We start from the raw sequence: 14,597 nt of genomic DNA on the forward strand, positions 1-14,597 counted from the left end.
CTATTTTTATACCAAGGTTAACCCTAGTGAGAAACAGCTACGAAGAAGTACAACCTTTTAGGTTTACCTGCGTATCGGATACGGCCGTTTTTCCGGTTTCAATTTGACGCGCCATGACTTCAGCAAGTTGGCGCAGGGCTTGTTGATGCCCGGCCACCATGGCGGATACGCCCTGCTGTACCGGCACTTGCGTGGCGCCACGGCAAATAATGGAAGCCTTTTTCCCTTGATTGAGAGGCGTAAGCCGCCAGGTGGCGTCAAGCAATACACGCTCGTTGTACAGGGACTCGAAGCGCTGCACTTGCATCAGCACTTGCCAGACGGGTAGCGAACCGGGGATTCCTGTGGCTGAAACGTCGAGCACACCCAATTGACTGGACAGTTCGTAGGACAAGGCATTTTGAAGCTGGTACGACAAAGGTGAGGCCCAAAGCGAATCGCCCAAAGGCATGACTTGAGTAGACTTCGGATCAGTAATCACAATTTGCGGCCGATCGACCTGTTCGGGCAATTCGACCGCCTGCACACTGATGGCATATTTGGGCAGGGGCGTACTACCTGCGGCAGGCTGTTGCAATGGCGCAGTAGCCATCAGCGTGTAATAGTGACTGGGTTTGCTCGAGGCACACGCTGCAAGCAGTATGCCAGCGAGACTGCAAACCAGGACTTTCAGAAGTTGATTCATAATGGCTCCGATGCTCCCTAAGGAGTTACCGGAAAGCTTTCTTCCCGGCCGCGTATGAGCGCTGTTGGATGCGTTTGCAGATAGTCGGCCAGGGCCCTCAATGACTTGGCGGCATTACTGAGTTCACGCATGGTTCGCTCGATATTATTGTTCATGGGCGAATTATCAGCCAACAGCTTATTAAGCTGATTCAAGGAATTGCGTGCTGACTTCAGCACACCGCTGGCCTCGGGCGCCACCTGTGTTTCCAGCCTATCAAGCAGCTTTCTGGCACTCTCGAGGCTGCCTTGCAGTTCAGTGCCTATCTTATCGAACGGTATGGCATCAAGCTTGCCGACTATGCTGCTGATCTGTTGCTGCAGACGATCAAAACTGCCTGCTATCGTGGGAATGATTGCGGGTCTTTTCTTGTCATCAAACGCTACCGGTTCGGCGTCCGGGAAGAAATCAAGCGCCACATATTGTTGCCCGGTCAGCAGATTGGAAGCCCGGATCTGACCACGCAGGCCGTGCTGGATCATGGGACCCAACAGCGCCGCGCCTGGGTAACCCGTCGTTCCTGGATTGAGCTTGATCAGGCGTTCGTAGACTTCTCCAAAACGCATAGGGTATAGCCGGATCCTGACCAGCGCAAAAAACCGCTTGCTTTCAGCATTGAACTCCAGGTCGATATCGTATACCTCGCCTAGTTCCAGCCCCCGAAAATCGACCGGCGCACCTACTTTCAAGCCTCTGACTGACTGATAAAAGTGCAGTTCGATGGGAAACGCTGGCCCATCGGGATCGGCCATAGCCTGGGCATATGTCGGGGACAACTCGAAACGACTGTCGGGCTTGGCGGACTCACTCTCTTCTGTAAGCGAATGATCAGACGACGCGAACGCCACGCCGCCTGCCAGCACCGAGACCAAAGAGCCGGTTTCGACATTGAAGCCGTCTGCATTCAAGGATAAGTTGATACCACTGACGTTCCAGAAACGGGCATTTTTAGTGACGAATTTGTCGTTAGGCGCATCGATGAATACCTGTATATTGACTTGCTCGCCGTTGGAATCCAGGTCGTAGCCTATAACACGCCCCACTTCAATACGCCGGTAATACACAGGGGAGCCAATTTCCAGCGAACCAAGATCAGGCGCGAATAAGGTAAAACGGCTACCGGGCCGGCCACTAACCACCTCAGGAGGTTTCTCAAGACCCTCAAAATCGTAGACGGGCTCTGCGCCATTAGAGGTTTCGGCGGCATCAACACTGATATAAGCGCCCGAAAGCAAAGTACCCAGCCCCGACACCCCGCTAATGCCCAGGCGTGGCCGCACAACCCAGAAACGGCTATCCGACTGGGTGATGTATTCCGAGCCATCACGATTGAGCTCGGCGCTAACAATCACCTTGGAGCGGTCCGGCGCTACCTTGATGCCAGAGACAACGCCTATCACCACATCTTTATAGCGCACCTTGGTCTGCCCGACTTCCAGGCCGTCAGCCGATTCAAAACTGATATTGATCGTGGGGCCCATATGCAGCCAGCCGCGCACCAGCAAAGAGCCCCCCACCAAGGCGGCTACCAGCGGCAATAGCCAGATCCAGGATATCCGGCTCTGGCTGCGCGACTTTACCTCAGGCGTGTAGGGCTGCACGGCAGCCCCGCTTCCGGCAGGCCCTCCTGTCGGCTGGCTAGACTCTTGAGGCTTGTTCGGATCTGTCATGTATTTCTCTTTGTTTGTCCCAACCCTTGCGCGGATCATAGCTCATGGCGGCAAACATCGTCAGGATGACCACCGCGCCAAAGCTGGCGGCACCAGGGCCGGCAATAACCTGCGATATCCCCGGAAAATCAAGCATGGCCGACATCAGTATCACGACAAAAACGTCGAGCATGGACCACTGCCCTATAAACTCGACCAGCTCGTACAGACGGGTCCGCTGACGCTGAATTACCGGGCCACGCCAACGTCGCTGCACCATCAATACCATTAGTGCCAGCAATTTGGTCATGGGTACCACCACGCTGGCAATGAATACAATCAGGGCCAGGTCCCAGGAACCGTAGTTCCACAGCTCGATGACCCCGCCCAGTATAGTGTGCTCGCTGTCGCTGGCCGCAGTGCGTATCCGCATTACAGGCAAAACGTTAGCAGGGATATAAGCGATCCAGGCTGCCAAGACCAGGGCCCACACCCTGGATTTTTGATCCGGCTTACGAAAATGCACACGCTCGCCGCAGCGTCTGCAAGCCTCGGCTTGCTCAACATCTTCCAGCTGCTGTACGAAGCCGCAAGCATGGCAGGAAGCCAGCCGGTGCGTTTGAGTTTGAGCAAGATCCGCACGGGCTTGCATAACCAGGCCCGCATCTTCGGCAAAGCCCCACAAGCGGCGCGCCGTCAGGCGGCTCAGCCCCGTGAGCAGGAATGTGAGCACGACGAACCCCCAGATCCCGGGCTCGAGTTGCACCTTTGCCATCCCCGCGAATTTGACCAACGCCACCAATATGCCCAGCATGAATACCGGTACCATGCTCCAGTGAATCACAAATTCCAGCAAGCGCATGCCGTAGGAAAAATCACCAGGTATCCGGCGTGCGCGTATGGCCAGCAGCGCCCATAGCAGGAACAGCAGTTGCGTCAGTGGCATCCAGAACGAAAACATACCTGTCATGACGGCTAGCAGCCTGTGACCTTGCTCCCAGGTCAGGTACAAGGCACCAGGTAGTGAGGCGTGGGTAGCCAGCCCGCCAATGCGCAAGGTGACAATGGGGAAGTAGTTGGCAATGGCGAAGACAAGCAACGCACCCACTACGAGCGCTATCCAGCCATTGAGCGGTATGGTGCTTGCACGATACAGCGCATAGCCACAGCGCACGCAAGTTGCCGTGGCGCCGGGTGCCAGCGGTACACGCTCATGCAAGGTTGCACAATGCTGACAAGCAATCAGTGGGCGGCTGGCCATAAGCACTTGCGCCCGCCTTGCAAGCTCTGATCCAGGAGAACCGCAGGCAGGCGCTGTGAGTATGCAAACCGCTTAGTCAACAAGCTCAGGCTCCGGATGCGAATCTTGGACTTTGCCTGGTTTGTTGTCGTTGCCGGGGAACACCAACTCGACCTTACTGTCGGCATCGAGCCCAACCTGTACGCTGCCGCCGTCGACCAGGCGTCCGAAGAGTAGTTCGTCGGCCAATGCACGGCGGATGGTGTCTTGAATAAGCCTTTGCATGGGGCGCGCACCCATGGTGGGATCAAAGCCCTCTTTGGCAAGGTGATCGCGCAGTTCTTGTGTGAATACGACATCGACCCGCTTCTCGTGCAGCTGGTCTTCGAGCTGCATGAGGAATTTGTCGACCACACGCAAAATGACCTCTCGCGACAAGGGTGTGAAGCCAATAATGGCATCGAGCCGGTTGCGGAACTCGGGCGTGAACAGGCGTTTGATATCGGCCATTTCGTCGCCGGTTTTGGACGGCGTGGCAAAACCGATGCTGCTGCGGTTCAGCGTTTCGGCTCCGGCATTGGTCGTCATGACAATGATGACATTGCGGAAGTCTGACTTGCGACCGTTATTGTCAGTCAGTGTGCCGTGGTCCATGACCTGAAGCAAAATATTGTAGACGTCGGGATGTGCTTTTTCGATTTCATCGAGGAGCAAAACACAATGCGGCTGCTTGCTGACGGCTTCGGTGAGTAGCCCACCCTGGTCGAAACCTACATAGCCCGGAGGCGCACCAATGAGGCGCGAAACCGTGTGGCGCTCCATGTATTCGGACATGTCGAAGCGCAGCAGATCGACGCCCAGCACAAAGGCCAATTGGCGAGCCACTTCGGTTTTACCCACGCCAGTGGGGCCCGAGAAGAGAAAGGAGCCTATAGGCTTGTCGGGACGGCCGAGGCCCGAGCGCGCCATCTTGATGGCAGCGGCAAGCGCTTCGATGGCGGAATTCTGACCAAACACCACGGTTTTGAGGTCTCGCTCGAGTGTGGCCAGCTTGTTGCGATCATCGTTGGACACGCTTTGCGGCGGTATGCGAGCAATTTTGGCGACTGTGGCCTGGATCTCTGTCTTGCCAATAATCTTCTTTTGGCGAGAGCGCGGCAACAGGCGTTGTGCGGCACCCGCTTCGTCGATGACGTCGATGGCTTTATCGGGTAGAAAGCGATCATTGATATGGCGCGCAGCCAGCTCGGCGGCCGCTGTAATGGCTGCAGCCGAATAACGCACGCCGTGGTGTGCTTCGAAGTGGCCTTTCAGGCCACGCAATATTTGTATGGTCTGCTCAACAGTAGGCTCGGGAACGTCGATTTTCTGAAAACGACGCGACAAGGCGTGATCTTTTTCAAAAATGCCCCGGTACTCGTTGTAAGTAGTAGCACCCAGACATTTTAACTGGCCCGACGAAAGCGCTGGTTTGAGCAGGTTGGATGCGTCGAGCGTTCCGCCGGAAGCGGAACCTGCACCGATCAGGGTATGGATTTCGTCGATGAACAGAATGGCGTTGGTGTTGTCCTTGAGTGACTTGAGCACGCCTTTGAGGCGTTGCTCGAAATCGCCCCGGTACTTGGTGCCGGCGAGTAAGGCACCCATATCGAGCGCATAGACCTCGGCATTAGCCAGGATTTGGGGCACATCTTTCTTGGTAATGCGCCATGCCAGACCCTCGGCAATAGCCGTCTTGCCTACTCCGGCCTCGCCCACCAGCAAAGGATTATTTTTGCGGCGACGGCACAACACCTGAATGACGCGTTCGACCTCGTGCTCGCGTCCGATAAGGGGATCGATACGGCCAGAGCGTGCCTCGGCGTTCAGATCGGTGGCGTAGAGTTCAAGCGGCGATTTCTGCTGATCGGACTTGGGTTCTTCGGGCGTGGCGGCGGCTTTGGCCGGCTCAGCTGGCGGCTCGTCGGGTGTTTTGGTAATGCCATGCGATAGGTAGTTGACCACGTCCAGGCGAGTGACTCCCTGTTGCTGCAGAAAGTACACAGCATGGGAATCTTTTTCGCCATACATGGCCACCAGCACGTTGGCGCCGGTTACCGTATTACGGTTGGAGTTGCCTGAAGACACATGCATGATGGCACGCTGGATAACGCGCTGAAAACCCAGTGTGGGCTGCGTGTCGACCTCGTCTTCGCCGGGAAAGATGGGCGTGTTCTTATTGACGAAATTACGCAATTCCTGGCGCAGGACGTCAAGGTTGGCGGAACATGCACGCAAAACCTCGACGGCGGCGGCATTATCGAGCAGCGACAGCAGCAGATGCTCGACAGTAATAAATTCGTGCCGGGCGCTACGGGCCTCGACAAAGGCCATATGCAGGCTGACTTCAAGTTCTTCGGAGATCACGCTTCCTCCTACAGATCGGAGCGGACAAACAATTCGATAAATCTATTCTATGACTAAATCGACCTTGCGTATCAACATAAATTAAAGAGTCATATTCAATGTTACCCAATAGCATCAAATGCTATCGATAACTTTACTATACCTGTACTTGCTACTGCTTGCGCGCGATACTGCGAAAAACATTGAGCATCCGCAAGCTTCAGGCATCGGGGACAGGTTCCATCACGCATTGCAAGGGGTGCTGTCGCGCATGTGCCATCTGCCTGACCATTTCGACCCGAGTCGCGGCAATATCACGCGGATACACACCGCAAACACCCCGCCCTTCGTGGTGTACCTTCAGCATAATACGTGCTGCCTCGTCTTCGTTCTTTCCAAAGATACGCTGCAACACAGCCACCACGAATTCCATGGGGGTGTAATCGTCGTTCAACAGAACAACCTGGTACATGGGAGGAGGCGCCAGTTTGGCGGGTTGACGATCAAGAACCGTAGTACGCTGGTTTTCGATTTGTGGGGCCATGTCAAATACTAGTGGTTTCCATAGTTGACTATGTTAGGGTAAATTGCGCATTATCGTATTATTCTGAGGGCCTGGAAGTATGCCGCATGCCAGAATCAATAGGCTAAAGGTAACCCTTGTAGTCGCGTTTCAATTTAACACTATAGTCGAGAGGCAGTCCGCATGTCTGATTCAACCGCAACCTCCACTGGGGACACCGAAAAGCTGACCGGAACCGTAAAGTGGTTCAACGATGCCAAAGGTTTTGGGTTCATCACCCCCGACAACGGAGGTGAAGACCTTTTCGCGCACTTTTCATCCATCCAGATGAACGGCTTCAAAACTCTCAAAGAGGGTCAAAAAGTCGCGTTCGAAATCGCCCAGGGGCCAAAAGGCAAACAAGCACTCAACATTACGGCTGCCTGACGCCTGGCAGGTATACCTGCATAACCTTTAACAATAATGCATAAATCGTATCGCCATACAGGGCCTCGTCGCCCTGTTTTTTTTTGCGCCAGACCTGTGCAAACACGCAACACCTTGTATAAAGCCATGTTGCGGTCTGCATCATTGTGTTGGCTGACGCTGGTTTTTTTCCTGGCTCCCCCTGTACATGCACAGGGCATGCTGCTACCCACGACGCAAATCAAGGTAGGCCCCCAGACAGTACAGGCCGAGGTCGCCGCCACTGACGCCAGCCGCTCGTACGGCCTGATGAACCGGCAGTCGCTACCCACCGATCATGGCATGCTATTCGTTTTTGATAGTGTGGGCATGCCCTGCTTCTGGATGAAAAACACACCATTGCCTTTATCCATTGCATTCATCGACGCCCAAGGCATGATTGTGAATATCGCCGATATGCAGCCGCACAGCCTCGATACGCACTGTCCGGCCGCCGCTATCGTGTTTGCGCTTGAAATGGAACAGGGCTGGTTCAAGCGCCACCAGATCAAGGCTGGCATGGCGGTCAAGCAGCTTCCGCAGCGCTGAGGTTTATACGCGCTCCATAATCAGGGCAATGCCTTGCCCAACGCCTATGCACATCGTGCAAAGTGCATAGCGCCCGCCTGTTCGGTGCAATTGATTGACAGCCGTCAAGGCCAGGCGTGCACCGCTGGCGCCCAAGGGGTGACCCAGAGCAATGGCACCACCATTGGGATTCACGCGCGGATCGTTATCGTCGAGGCCCAGCATGCGCATAACTGCCAGACCCTGGGCCGCAAAGGCCTCGTTCAGTTCGATGACATCCATTTGATCGAGCGTCAGACCGGCGAGCGCAAGTACCTTTTGCGAAGCTGGCGCTGGTCCTATGCCCATGATGCGAGGCTCTACCCCTGCTGTCGCCATGGCCACAACACGGGCACGCGGAACCAGACCCTGCTCACGAGCCATGCTTTCAGAAGCCACAATCAGGGCGCAAGCACCGTCATTGACGCCCGAAGCATTACCGGCCGTGACCGTGCCGTCGGGGCGGACAATGGGTTTGAGGCGGGCCAAAGCCTCTAGTGAGGTTTGGCGCGGGTGCTCATCGGTGTCGACGACGACCGGATCCCCTTTACGTTGCGGTATGTGCACAGGGGTGATTTCTTCCTGGAAAACACCATTTTGCTGTGCCAGTGCTGTTTTGGACTGGCTGGCCAATGCAAAGGCGTCTTGGTCGGCACGGCTGACCTTGAACTGGTCGGCTACGTTTTCGGCTGTTTCGGGCATGGAGTCGACGCCATACTGAGCTTTTAGGGCCTTGTTGACAAAACGCCAGCCAATAGTGGTGTCGTAGATGGCCGCATTGCGGGAAAAGGCGGTGTCGGCCTTGCCCATGACAAAAGGAGCCCGGCTCATGCTTTCAACGCCGCCGGCCAGTACGAACGCTGCATCGTTGGCCCTGATGGCACGGGCTGCTGAACCGATGGCATCAAGGCCTGAACCGCACAGACGGTTGATGGTGGCGCCGGCGACTTCGATGGGTAAGCCTGCCAGCAAACTGGCCATGCGGGCAACGTTGCGGTTGTCTTCGCCGGCCTGGTTGGCACACCCAAGCAGCACATCGTCGAGCCTGGACCAATCGACATCGGGGTTACGTTGCATGAGCGCCTTGAGCGGAATGGCGCCCAGGTCATCGGTCCGGACCGGGGCCAGACCGCCAGCGTAACGGCCGAAAGGTGTGCGGATTGCATCGCAAATATAAGCATGTGTTGTCATGGTAGGCCCTGAAAAACAAACAAAAAATTCTAAAGCGGAATTCGGTGCACAAGCCGTGCGGGAACTTTTAATATTACCGTAATGGCCGCCGAATTCAGGTGTCTCAGACGAGTCTGTCCACCCTGCGGCCACTGCGAAAACCTGGCTTGAAAATAATAACGCCGCCCGATAAACAGGCGGCGCTTGGCGGCAATAAGAGCTTGCCTTAAGGGTTTTTAGCCCAGATTGGCGGCTGCGAAATCCCAGTTTGCAATTGCCCAGAAGCTTTCCAGGTATTTGGGACGCGCGTTACGGTAGTCGATGTAGTAAGCGTGTTCCCAGACGTCACAGGTCAGCAATGGAACGTCGGAAGTGGTAAGGGGCGTGGCAGCGTTGCTGGTGTTGACGATATCAAGCGAGCCGTCGGTTTTCTTGACCAGCCATGTCCAGCCCGAACCGAAGTTGCCTGCAGCAGATTTGTTGAAGGCCTCTTTGAACCCGTCGACGCTGCCCCACTTGGCATTGATAGCATCCAGCAAGGCACCGCTGGGCTCACCACCACCGTTGGGGGACAGGCTGTTCCAGTAGAAGGTATGGTTCCAGATTTGCGCCGCATTGTTGAAAAGGCCACCCGACGATTTCTTGACAATGTCTTCCAGACTGGCCGATTCAAACTCGGTGCCGGCAACCAGATTGTTCAGGTTGGTGACGTAGGATTGATGATGCTTGCCGTAGTGGTATTCCAGTGTTTCTTTGGAAATGGTAGGTGCCAGGGCATCTAGGGCGTAAGGGAGCGGAGGTAAAGTAAAAGCCATGTTCAAGTTCCTTCAAAAAAACCAGTCAGGGTGCATGAAGCAGCGCAATCAGCGCGTAAAAAAATTGAGCCGGTGACTCATAGCAAACCATGCGTCTGGGAAACGTTCACATGAACGCTACCACGCCCAAGCTCAACACTTAGCGATTCGCCAATATTCAAGTCTAACGCATTTTTGACGACCTCCCCGTTGCCTTTGCGTACTATGGCGTAGCCACGTTCCAGAATATTGTGAGGATTGAGCGCATGCAGAGTCTGCATGCTGGCGGCAAGTCGTTGCTGACGTCGCTCCAATCCGCGTTCCAGGCCTGCGGCAAGTCTGTGTAGCTGTGTCGTGATGTCAGTGTGCCGGGCAGCTGGACGGGGCCTGGCATGTGCCAGCCGGGTTTCCAGCATCGCCAGCCTGGCCGTCCGGCCTTCCTGTGGCCGTGCCAGGGATTGCGCCAACCGCTGCCTGAGCCTTTGCAGATGCTCGCCCTGCTGTCGCAAACGCTGTTGGGGTGACACCAGCAACGCCACTGCCCGATCCAGTCTCAGGCTGGACCGCTCAAGGTTACGCATTTGCCGGGCTGTCAGGGCGGCCACAGCCGCCGCAACAGCGTCAGCGCAGCTCTGACGGCTACGGCAGCATAATTCAGCAGCAGCCGTGGGTGTGGGTGCACGCACATCGGCAACAAAATCGGCAATCGTGAAGTCGGTTTCATGGCCAACACCACTGATTATCGGAATTGGGCTGGCAGCAATGCTACGGGCTAATACTTCGTCATTAAAGCTCCACAGGTCTTCCAGGCTGCCGCCGCCACGTACCAGCAGTAAAGTATCGACTTCGTTTCGCTGTATGGCCTGCTGCAATGCCTGATTCAAACGACCCGCGGCGTCCAGCCCTTGCACCGGAGCAGGATAAATAATGACTGACACATGTGGCGCGCGCCTGGCCAGCGCCGACAATACATCGCGCAAGGCCGCCGCCGCCAATGAAGTCACTACACCTATGGCTTGAGGCAAAGCCTTGATCGGCCTTTTGCGGCCCGGGTCGAACAGACCTTCGGCAGCCAGCTTGTCTTTTAGGACCAGGAAAGCCTCGTGCAAGTCGCCACGCCCCGCACGCCGCAGGCTTTCGACCTGTACCTGATAGTCACCACGTGGCTCGTATAGAGTCACATTGACACGAAACTCAAATTTTTCGCCTGGCTTGGGCACGAACCCGACCGCCTGAGCCCGGCCACGGAACATGACCGCCCGTACTGCAGCACCTTCGTCCTTGACAGAGAAATACCAATGTCCCGAGGCGGCTTGGGTAAAGTTGGAAACTTCGCCCCTCACCCATATGCGTGAAAAATACCCGGAAAGCAGATCGCCAACCCGGCGATTCAACTGGCTAACGGTTAAAACGCCGTCGGTATCAGGCTGCATTGCGTATGTATCCATAAAAATGTGTGCTGAAGCGGACAATAGAGGAAGGCGCCTCTAGATGGCTATCCATTCGGTATTTCTGTCCACAGCATAATGTGATTTGTCAAATTGATGAAATATCAATCCAATCTCAAGCAAAGGTCTACTTTCACCTTAAATTAATCCCACAATCAATTGATATATAAGCATATTTATAAAATTTACAAAATGAGCTGAAATTAGCCAGTGAACCTGCAAAGCCTATGGTTAGCGCCTATCGGATAACTTGTGCACAGAATTATCCACAGTTTCTGTGGATAGCCGCTCGAAAGCCATGCACCACGCCAATTTCAGCAGAATTTTGTTGCTATTGTTAGTTTTTGACGGGTCATATGGCGTAGGCTGGCGTCGCCAGTTACTTTGAAGCCAGCCGCGCCGCAGTATTAACTTGGCCCACTCTTTTCCGTCCATATCATCCATAAATATACGCCACCCGGTAAAATGCGCAGGCCTGTCATACGCGGAGATCATTTTGCTTGAAATCATTCATGCGGCCGGATGGCCTATTTGGCTGCTGGTTGCCACATCTGTGCTTGGACTCGCCTTGATCATCGAGCGCTTTATGTCACTACGCAGCAAACTGGTCTTTCCTCCACGCCTGCCCGAGCAAGTCCTGGAGCTGCTCAGGCAAAAGCACAGCAGTCCCGATGCGATCCTGCGCATTGCCGGCAACTCGCCTTTGGGGCGCGTGCTGGCCGAAGTCATGATCAATCGGGATGAAACCCATGATTATCGGGTTGCTGCTATTGAGGATGTAGGCAAAGATGTCGCGCACAATCTGAACCGATACCTGCCGGCCCTGGCTACCATTGCCGTAGTGGCCCCGCTGATGGGACTATTTGGAACCGTGGTCGGCATGATAGAAATTTTTGCTTCGTATACGCCGGCGGGCGGTGATCCTTCGCAGTTGGCCCGCGGCATTTCGATCGCCTTGTACAACACCGGCTTCGGCATCATTATTGCCATCCCTGCCCTTATTTTTCACCGCTACTACCGCTCACGTGTCGAACACTATCTACACAAGCTGGAACGCGAAGCCAGCGCCCTCAATCGCATGATAGACCGCGGAGTGCAGCCATGAACTTCAGGTCCAGGCAGGCCGACGATGATCTGGAGATCAATCTGATTCCACTCATTGATGTGCTGCTGGTGATTTTGATTTTCCTTGCGGCCACGACATCGTTTACCCGCTACAGCCAAATGAAGCTGACGCTGCCCCAAGCCCAGGCTGACACCCTGCAGAACGACGCCCTGAATATCGCCGTCAGCCAGCAAGGTATTTATGCTCTGGACGGCCAATTGCTGACGGACACGACAGCACAAGAGCTATCTGTGGCCTTGCGTGCTGCCGCCCAGGGCCACGACGACGCCATTCTGATCATCAACGCAGATGCCTTATCCTCGCATGAATCCGTCGTCCGTGTCATGGAAGCGGCCCGGCTGGCGGGCATAGTCCGCGTAAATTTCGCTACCCAGAATTCGCCTTGAAAAACGCCACGTCATTCACTCAGGCCCTGCATACGGCCTGGCAAAAAAAAGGGCTGATCAGCGCCCTGCTATTGCCCCTATCATGGGTGCTGCGAGCGATTATTGCTCGCAAAAGACTGCGCTACCAGCGCCATCCCGAACTCACACACCAAAGCCGTCTGCCCGTCGTCATTGTGGGCAATATCTATGTGGGCGGAACAGGCAAGACACCTGTCGTCATTGCTTTGGCCCAGGCTTTGCAGGCACGCGGCTGGCAACCCGGCGTCATCAGCCGAGGCTATGGAGCCACGGTGGGCAAGCAGGCCAGAACGGGCCAAGGCCAGCTCGACCCGGCCCTGTTTGGCGATGAACCCGCCCTGATTGCGCAAGCCACCCAGGCCCCGGTAGCCGTGCACCCCAAACGGGTGCTGGCACTGCAACAACTGCAGCAAGCGTATCCTCAGATTGACGTCGTTATTGCGGATGACGGCTTGCAACACCTGGCGCTGGGGCGCGACCTGGAGATCGTCGTACAAGATGGGCGCGGCATCGGCAATGGCCGTGTCCTGCCTGCCGGGCCCTTGCGGGAGCCCGCCAGCCGCCTGGACTATATCGACATCCTGATCACCAATCTTCAGCCTGGCGAAACCCTTGCCCACGCGTATCAGGCCCAGCCTGAGCGGCTGTCCATGCACCTGGCTCCTGTCAGAGTTGAGCAACTCAGCACAGGCATCAGTGTGAACTGGACCACCTGGCTGTCCGATCACAGTCAGCAAACGTTCAGCGCCGTGGCCGCTATCGGCCAGCCCCAGCGGTTTTTTTCCATGCTCAGCGCCGCAGGGCTGCATCTGAACCAGACAGTGGCGTTGCCCGACCACGACGCCTACGAAAACTCACCGTTCTCCGCCCTATCAGATCCCATCATCCTGATCACCGGCAAAGATGCCGTGAAATGCCGACGCTTCAATGATTCCAGACTGTGGGTGGTGTATGCCGAACCCGTCTTTTCGGACCCCGATTGGCTCGAGCGCTGCCATCAACGACTGACCGTCATTGCCGCACAAAAATCTGCCATGGCCGATAAAACGCCCAGGCTTTAAACTACTTCCTTATTTGTTCGATTTTTCTGGAGCCCACGCATGGAATCCCGCCTGCTTGAAATTCTGGCCTGTCCCTTGTGCAAAGGAGCCCTGCGCCACGATCGTGAACGGCAAGAGCTCGTATGCCAGGCCGATAAACTGGCTTTTCCCATCCGTGACGGCATCCCCATCATGCTCGAAGCCGAAGCACGCGACCTGGCCGAACCCCAATCCGACCAACCCAAAAGCGCCGCCGAACCAGCATGAGCTTCATCGCTGTCATTCCGGCCCGCGCTGCCTCTACACGGCTGCCCGGAAAACCCTTGCTCGACATCTGCGGCAAGCCCATGGTGGTTCGCACCGCCGAGCAAGCGGCTCAATCACAAGCCAGCCGTGTTGTCGTTGCCACCGACGACAGCCAGATCCAGGCCGCCGTCCAGGCGCACGGTTTCGACGCCATACTGACTCGCTCCGACCACCCCACTGGCACTGACCGCCTGGCCGAGGTCGCCACCCAGCTTGGGCTTGCAGCCGACAGCATCGTGGTCAATGTGCAGGGCGATGAACCCCTGATAGACCCGGCCCAAATCAACGCAGTTGCCCAGTTGCTTGCACAAACCCCCGATGCTGCGATTGCCACTTGCGCGACGGTCATTACCGATGCAGCGACGCTGTTCAATCCCAATGCTGTCAAGGTCGTCTGTACCCTCGGACAGCGGGCACTGTATTTTTCCAGAGCACCCATACCATGGGCGCGCGATGCCCTGGCTGACGGCTCGCAAAAACTGGCCCCAGGCCTGTCCGCCCTGCACCACATAGGTCTGTATGCGTACCGCAGCAACTTCCTCATGGCTTACCCTGGCCTGCCTGTCGGTGCACTGGAATCATTCGAATCGCTTGAGCAGTTGCGCGCCCTCGAAAACGGTTACTCCATTGCTGTGCACATTGCTGCCACACACCCGGCGGCAGGAGTGGACACACAGGAAGACCTGGACCGCATACGCGAAATTTTCACAAATAGGTTATAAATCGTCTTCAAATTCACTGGCTCCGGCACCGAAGACGTGCAGAATTTGCTGCGTT

At 55.9% G+C, this 14,597-nt stretch carries 15 protein-coding genes; 7 read left to right on the forward strand and 8 right to left on the reverse strand.

Annotation, left to right across the window (positions count from 1 at the left end):
• Positions 1-37 precede the first annotated feature (37 nt).
• The 5 genes from ERD84_RS11980 to clpS form a co-directional block, all read right to left on the reverse strand.
• Positions 38-685 (reverse strand): PqiC family protein, encoded by a 648-nt coding sequence (locus ERD84_RS11980; protein WP_130039833.1) that lies wholly within the window; start codon positions 683-685, stop codon positions 38-40.
• A 17-nt stretch (positions 686-702) separates the two neighbouring features.
• Positions 703-2,394: a PqiB family protein gene (locus ERD84_RS11985; RefSeq protein WP_130039834.1), complete on the reverse strand. Its 1,692-nt coding sequence runs from the start codon at positions 2,392-2,394 to the stop codon at positions 703-705.
• The gene (locus ERD84_RS11990; RefSeq protein ID WP_130039835.1) at positions 2,363-3,634 is read right to left on the reverse strand and encodes a paraquat-inducible protein A; all 1,272 of its coding nucleotides are present in this window, start codon (positions 3,632-3,634) and stop codon (positions 2,363-2,365) included. The genes ERD84_RS11985 and ERD84_RS11990 overlap by 32 nt, the downstream gene beginning before the upstream one ends.
• A gap of 72 nt (positions 3,635-3,706) precedes the next feature.
• Positions 3,707-6,019 (reverse strand): ATP-dependent Clp protease ATP-binding subunit ClpA, encoded by a 2,313-nt coding sequence (gene clpA / locus ERD84_RS11995; RefSeq protein WP_130039836.1) that lies wholly within the window; start codon positions 6,017-6,019, stop codon positions 3,707-3,709.
• A 199-nt stretch (positions 6,020-6,218) separates the two neighbouring features.
• A complete protein-coding gene (gene clpS / locus ERD84_RS12000; protein WP_130039837.1) occupies positions 6,219-6,542 on the reverse strand; it encodes an ATP-dependent Clp protease adapter ClpS in 324 nt (107 codons plus the stop codon).
• Positions 6,543-6,704: 162 nt separating this feature from the next.
• On the opposite strand from clpS, the gene ERD84_RS12005 reads away from it, so the two are divergent.
• On the forward strand, positions 6,705-6,947 hold the full coding sequence (locus ERD84_RS12005) for a cold-shock protein (protein WP_013741779.1): 243 nt from the start codon (positions 6,705-6,707) through the stop codon (positions 6,945-6,947).
• Between the two features lie 126 nt (positions 6,948-7,073).
• Entirely contained in the window at positions 7,074-7,514 is a 441-nt protein-coding gene (locus tag ERD84_RS12010; RefSeq protein WP_180001945.1) for a DUF192 domain-containing protein, read from the forward strand.
• Between the two features lie 3 nt (positions 7,515-7,517).
• Here the strand turns inward: ERD84_RS12010 and pcaF are convergent, their stop codons facing one another.
• From pcaF to xseA, 3 genes are all read right to left on the reverse strand, one after another.
• Positions 7,518-8,723, reverse strand: a complete 1,206-nt coding sequence (gene pcaF, locus ERD84_RS12015; protein WP_130039839.1) for a 3-oxoadipyl-CoA thiolase — start codon at positions 8,721-8,723, stop codon at positions 7,518-7,520.
• A gap of 215 nt (positions 8,724-8,938) precedes the next feature.
• On the reverse strand, positions 8,939-9,517 hold the full coding sequence (gene sodB / locus ERD84_RS12020; RefSeq protein WP_130039840.1) for a superoxide dismutase [Fe]: 579 nt from the start codon (positions 9,515-9,517) through the stop codon (positions 8,939-8,941).
• A gap of 77 nt (positions 9,518-9,594) precedes the next feature.
• Positions 9,595-10,929, reverse strand: a complete 1,335-nt coding sequence (xseA, locus tag ERD84_RS12025; protein WP_130040051.1) for an exodeoxyribonuclease VII large subunit — start codon at positions 10,927-10,929, stop codon at positions 9,595-9,597.
• Between the two features lie 511 nt (positions 10,930-11,440).
• Here xseA and ERD84_RS12030 point away from each other — a divergent pair.
• From ERD84_RS12030 to kdsB, 5 genes are read left to right on the forward strand one after another with little or no spacing between them, the layout of a single operon-like run.
• A complete protein-coding gene (locus ERD84_RS12030) occupies positions 11,441-12,049 on the forward strand; it encodes a MotA/TolQ/ExbB proton channel family protein (RefSeq protein WP_130039841.1) in 609 nt (202 codons plus the stop codon).
• The gene (locus tag ERD84_RS12035; RefSeq protein WP_130039842.1) at positions 12,046-12,456 is read left to right on the forward strand and encodes an ExbD/TolR family protein; all 411 of its coding nucleotides are present in this window, start codon (positions 12,046-12,048) and stop codon (positions 12,454-12,456) included. Before ERD84_RS12030 ends, ERD84_RS12035 begins: the two co-directional genes overlap by 4 nt.
• Positions 12,453-13,535, forward strand: coding sequence for a tetraacyldisaccharide 4'-kinase (lpxK, locus tag ERD84_RS12040; RefSeq protein ID WP_130039843.1), 1,083 nt, complete (start codon positions 12,453-12,455; stop codon positions 13,533-13,535). The genes ERD84_RS12035 and lpxK overlap by 4 nt, the downstream gene beginning before the upstream one ends.
• 39 nt (positions 13,536-13,574) lie before the next feature.
• Positions 13,575-13,781: a Trm112 family protein gene (locus ERD84_RS12045; protein ID WP_130039844.1), complete on the forward strand. Its 207-nt coding sequence runs from the start codon at positions 13,575-13,577 to the stop codon at positions 13,779-13,781.
• Positions 13,778-14,542, forward strand: a complete 765-nt coding sequence (gene kdsB, locus ERD84_RS12050; RefSeq protein ID WP_130039845.1) for a 3-deoxy-manno-octulosonate cytidylyltransferase — start codon at positions 13,778-13,780, stop codon at positions 14,540-14,542. Before ERD84_RS12045 ends, kdsB begins: the two co-directional genes overlap by 4 nt.
• The last annotated feature ends 55 nt before the right edge of the window (positions 14,543-14,597 follow it).

It is taken from the genome of Pollutimonas harenae, from assembly GCF_004153685.1.
Lineage (GTDB): Bacteria > Pseudomonadota > Gammaproteobacteria > Burkholderiales > Burkholderiaceae_B > Pusillimonas_C > Pusillimonas_C harenae.

What these genes read in the sequence shown, in the direction of transcription:
- ERD84_RS11990 (WP_130039835.1), bottom strand. Translation starts at nt 3,634, where the DNA reads ATGGCCAGCCGCCCACTGATTGCTTGTCAGCATTGTGCAACCTTGCAT.
- ERD84_RS12045 (WP_130039844.1), top strand. Translation starts at nt 13,575, where the DNA reads ATGGAATCCCGCCTGCTTGAAATTCTGGCCTGTCCCTTGTGCAAAGGA.
- ERD84_RS11980 (WP_130039833.1), bottom strand. Translation starts at nt 685, where the DNA reads ATGAATCAACTTCTGAAAGTCCTGGTTTGCAGTCTCGCTGGCATACTG.
- ERD84_RS11985 (WP_130039834.1), bottom strand. Translation starts at nt 2,394, where the DNA reads ATGACAGATCCGAACAAGCCTCAAGAGTCTAGCCAGCCGACAGGAGGG.
- ERD84_RS12035 (WP_130039842.1), top strand. Translation starts at nt 12,046, where the DNA reads ATGAACTTCAGGTCCAGGCAGGCCGACGATGATCTGGAGATCAATCTG.
- sodB (WP_130039840.1), bottom strand. Translation starts at nt 9,517, where the DNA reads ATGGCTTTTACTTTACCTCCGCTCCCTTACGCCCTAGATGCCCTGGCA.
- pcaF (WP_130039839.1), bottom strand. Translation starts at nt 8,723, where the DNA reads ATGACAACACATGCTTATATTTGCGATGCAATCCGCACACCTTTCGGC.
- clpS (WP_130039837.1), bottom strand. Translation starts at nt 6,542, where the DNA reads ATGGCCCCACAAATCGAAAACCAGCGTACTACGGTTCTTGATCGTCAA.
- ERD84_RS12010 (WP_180001945.1), top strand. Translation starts at nt 7,074, where the DNA reads ATGTTGCGGTCTGCATCATTGTGTTGGCTGACGCTGGTTTTTTTCCTG.
- kdsB (WP_130039845.1), top strand. Translation starts at nt 13,778, where the DNA reads ATGAGCTTCATCGCTGTCATTCCGGCCCGCGCTGCCTCTACACGGCTG.
- ERD84_RS12005 (WP_013741779.1), top strand. Translation starts at nt 6,705, where the DNA reads ATGTCTGATTCAACCGCAACCTCCACTGGGGACACCGAAAAGCTGACC.
- xseA (WP_130040051.1), bottom strand. Translation starts at nt 10,929, where the DNA reads ATGCAGCCTGATACCGACGGCGTTTTAACCGTTAGCCAGTTGAATCGC.